Genomic DNA, 4,352 nt, shown 5'->3' with positions numbered 1-4,352 from the left:
TGCCGGCATTGTTGAATGTTGCCTGATTGACCAGTTGTCCCTGGACCACGCCATTGCGCGTCATGTCGTAAAAGCCGGCTTCGAGCGGACGATTGTTCGTACCGACAGTCGGCACGTAGAAACCAGTGGTGTCGGTGTTCGCCGCGCCCAGCACCTCAGCGAAGCGGACGGCACCTGTGGCGGCATTGTTGAACACGGCGCCGGGGCCACCGAAATCGGAGATCGCGACCCGTTTGGTATCGCGAATGCCATCGCCATCGGTGTCGGCAAAGTGCCGGATATCGAGGGAGATAAACGAGTAGTTGTTGAAGGTGTTGACGCCGCCGGAGGCAAGCTCGACAAAGCCGGTGATCGTTCCGTGGTTTTCGATCGTCAGGTTGCCTGGGATCGCGGTCTGGCGACCGGTATCGGCGATCGCGCGGTCCGAGCCCGCCTGGATGAGACCATAGTTGGTCAAGAGACTGGAAGTGTCTGATCCGATCTGAATGCCGGCGGCCGCAACGCCCAGCGGCACGCCGAGGCCATTGGTTGTCGCCTGCCATCCGCCCGAAACGACCGCGCCTGGACCGATCGAGATCGAGGCCGGCCCCCCCCGTGCCACCGCAAGAACACCGACGCCATAGCTCCCAGTGGCGGAGATTGCCCCGTTTGAATTGATCGACACCTGGCTGCCCCGCGCCCGCAGACCTGCCGAGTTGTCGCCACTCGTGGCGATTTCGGAACCGGACGCATGCATGACGTCCACCACGCCGCTGGTATAGGCGGTAATGCCATTCGCGCCGCTTCCAGACGTCGTGACGTAGGTGCCCCCGCCCAGATCGATAATGACGTGGCCCGTACCGGCGTGCCGCACGTCGATGCCGTGCGCTACACGACCTGCGGTCGTGATGCTTGCCCCCGACGACAAGATGACGCTTATCGGTTGGGAATTGGCATTGTTGTTGGCAATCGCCAAAAGCCCCGAGGAGTTTTCGCCATAGGTACGAATAACGCCGGCCGACGAAAGGGCAAGGCTACCGATACCATCTGAAAATATCCAGGCGCCTCGTGCTATCTGCCCGCGGGTGATCAGTAGACCGGTGCCGGTCAAATCGATAGAAACGTCCCCCGATCCTGCACTATTGAAGTAATTGAACGCCGCGTCCGCCCCGTCCCCCAGGGTCTCGACAGAGCCCGCAATCTTAATTCTTGAAGCACCGTTACCATACTGGAGCGCATAGAGGCCTGCCGCAGAGTCACCCTCGGTGAAGACTGATCCGGTTTCGGTCTGCTCGATTACAACGTCACCTTGCGATGAACTATTGTGGCCATAGCCAAGCAAGGCGTAGGCACTGTAGCCAGTGGTCCTGACCGAACCCGACGACTTCAGGTAAGTCGATCCAAGGCCTTCGTGGAAGCCATAGAGGCCGAGGCTCCACTGCCCCGCGACCTCTATCGTGCTACCAGCAAGTTGCTCGATTGAGATGGAAGCGGCGCTGGTTGTATTTTGTATTCGCCCATACAGCGCGGTCGAACCCGACTGACTGGACGGGTTCGTGTCTGGGTTCGTGACGCTGATATTGGCGCCGGACGTGATGCTGATCGTGCCCGATCCAAATTGCTTAAGGTTCACGCCGTGGGATTCTAGGCCAGCAACCTTAATGCTCACACCAGAGCTGACGCTGATGGCTAGCGGTGCGCTGGTGGCGTTCACCAGCTCGACACCGCTGGCGTTTGGAGCGTCCGGCCTTGCGATCGTCACCCCGTCCCGTATCCGCAGCGTGAAGCCATCCAGGGCGGAATAGGAAATACCGTTCGCAAAAGGCGAAACATCACCTGCGTCACTATTTGGCGTAATGTTTACAGCGCCCTGGCTAGCATCGGTATTGCCCGCAATGCCATCGCATACCGCTGTCGCCGAAGGGCCAGATACAACGCCACATTCGTTGGCCGCCAGGACTTTTGGGACCAGCAACAAGGGCGTTGCAACAACTGCGAGCAGCGCCGATCCACTCCAAAAACTATTGGAGCGATGGCAGTCCTGAGCGCAAATTGAAACAAGTCCAGGAACTGCAAAGGCTTTCCGCATGAGCGCCTCACAATGCCGTAGTTCGCGAAGTAATCTTGATGTCAAATAGAAAATCGCACGCGTAGTGTACTTCTCGGGCCACTTCGCAGGTGAATAATGTAAATATAAGTTTCAATCAGTTTGGTTAATTTGTCTTTAATTTTGGTGTTTTGTGTAAAATATGCCGGAGCGTAGCGTTCTCGACTTGCATGCCTTGCCCGGGTCAATGCTTTTTCGTCGAGCCCAGGCGAAACCTGCGCCCTCGGCGGCAAGGCAGACGTCAGGTCGAACTGATAAGAACAAAGACACCCCCGCGCGGCCCGCCGCCTGGGGGAATTGATTGATTGCATGCCTTTGGTCGCGACAGTTTGCCCGCGAACGGCGCAGATTCTGCAGAATGGAAATCTGCTCGGCTTTGCTTGACTAGCGCACCCGTCCCATATTCGGCAGGAAAATCGTCAGCAACCCAGCCAATGGCATGAACGAGCAGAGCCAGAAGACGTGCTCGATACTCGTCACGTCCGCCAATGCGCCGAGCGCTGCAGCTGCAATACCGCCAGCACCGAAAGCGAAGCCGAAGAAGATACCGGCGATCATCCCGACCCGACCCGGCATGAGTTCCTGGGCGAATACGACGATGGCCGAAAAGGCCGACGAGAAGATCAGGCCGACGATTATTGTCAGGATCACGGTCCAGGTGAGGTCGGCATAGGGCAGCAACAGCGTGAAGGGCAGCACGCCGAGAATGGAGAACCAGATCACGAACTTGGCGCCGAACCTGTCGCCGATGGGGCCACCCAGGAACACCCCCAGTGCGGAGGCGCCGAGATAGACGAAGAGAAGAAGTTGAGCGTCCTGCACCCCGACGTCGAATTTGTCGATGAGGTAGAACGTATAGTAGCTTGAGAGGCTGGCCATGTACGCATTCTTGGTCAACGTCAGCACGGTAAGTACGGCGAGAGCGATCAGCGTCGTGCGTTTGTCAAAGATCAGTGCCGTGCTTGCTGGCGTCTTGCCGGCATTGATTCTGCGGTGCTCTGCATACCAGTTGCCAACGCGCCAGAGTATGAACATGCCCACGAGCGAGCCGATGGCAAAGAGGCTTATGCTCCATTGCCCCTGACGCAGGACGACGAATGCGGCAAGGAGTGGTCCAATGGCCGAACCTGCATTGCCACCGACCTGAAACAACGATTGGGCAAGTCCGTGCCGCCCGCCTGAAGCAAGCCTGGCCACGCGGCTGGATTCGGGGTGAAAAATGGCCGAGCCTAAACCGACAAAGGCAGAGCCGAGGATCAGCAACCAATAGGTCTGAGCGAAACCCAGAATGATCAGTCCTACTAGGCTTGACGCCATGCCGACCGGCAGCGAGTAGGGCAGCGGGCGCTTGTCCGTGTAAATTCCGATCATCGGTTGCAGCAGAGACGCGACGCACTGGAACGTCAGCGTAAGCAGCCCGATCTGCACATAGTCGAGGCCGTAATTGTCCTTCAGAATAGGATAGATCGCCGACAACAGCGACTGCATCACGTCGTTTATGAGATGGCACACACTCACAGCCACGATGATTGAAAGCGTGGTCTTGCCCGCGATGGCGTGGGCGGATGGGCTTGCTGCTGCTGTCATCTATCTAGTCCGGGGAGACGCGGCCAGACGCCGCGGAGCGTGACTAACATGTTGGCTACGCAGTGTCGTTGTCAGAAGACCGCCAAACCGTTCGGAAGGTCGATTTGAGCTATCGACGCGAAAAACGCCTCGGCGGCTAACCGACGATCTCCGCCGCGTGGCGTATTCCGTTGCAACTGCTTGGTGGCAGCGTCGGGTTGATCAGGTTCGGTCCCACTTGCGCTATTCTAGATGCGCCGCCGCGCGTCTTCCCCGCGCCGACCATCGCTTCCTTGCTCCCCACCGAATAGAGCCTTGGACGTGCATTCGCGAGGCGGTGCGGTTTGGCTAGGCCTGCTCGCAACTAGCGGCCTATGGGCCGGTAGGGCAGGGGGAGGCGGCCTTCGAACAGTAGCTCTCGACCCCATTTAAGACATCTATTTGCAATGCCCCCCTAAAAGCGAGCGTTCGATCTCGCCAGAACCCTGCCGTTAGAGGTGACGTCCAACTTGCCGGCGAATTCGGCCCATTCTTTTCCCCCTAGCAATCTCCACGCTATCGCTCCCGAATGGATTCACCATGGCTTTGGTGCCTCAGGCATTCAGTAGCCAAAATCATACCACTCCAAATGTTGCGGTCGATCGACAAAACAACGATTCAGCTACTGCACGCCTGAGTGTTTCCGTTTACGGCCTTATAA

The 4,352-nt window shown here is 58.1% G+C and carries 2 protein-coding genes; both read right to left on the bottom strand.

Translation table 11 applies throughout. The features are described 5' to 3' along the window. Nucleotides 1–2,068: hypothetical protein (locus J0I64_RS01190; protein WP_291405609.1), on the bottom strand; the 2,068-nt coding region annotated here is incomplete at its 3' end. Nucleotides 2,069–2,470: 402 nt separating this feature from the next. After that, a complete protein-coding gene (locus tag J0I64_RS01185) occupies nt 2,471–3,673 on the bottom strand; it encodes an MFS transporter (protein ID WP_291405607.1) in 1,203 nt (400 codons plus the stop codon). Nucleotides 3,674–4,352 lie beyond the last annotated feature (679 nt).

This window comes from Devosia sp. (assembly GCF_017307565.1).
Classification (GTDB): domain Bacteria; phylum Pseudomonadota; class Alphaproteobacteria; order Rhizobiales; family Devosiaceae; genus Devosia.
The sequence above is the reverse complement of the archived record's forward strand: the minus strand, read 5'-3'. Positions and strand labels throughout refer to the sequence as shown.

Excerpts from the sequence above, each read along its gene's own strand:
- J0I64_RS01185 (WP_291405607.1), bottom strand. The coding sequence starts at position 3,673 with ATGACAGCAGCAGCAAGCCCATCCGCCCACGCCATCGCGGGCAAGACC.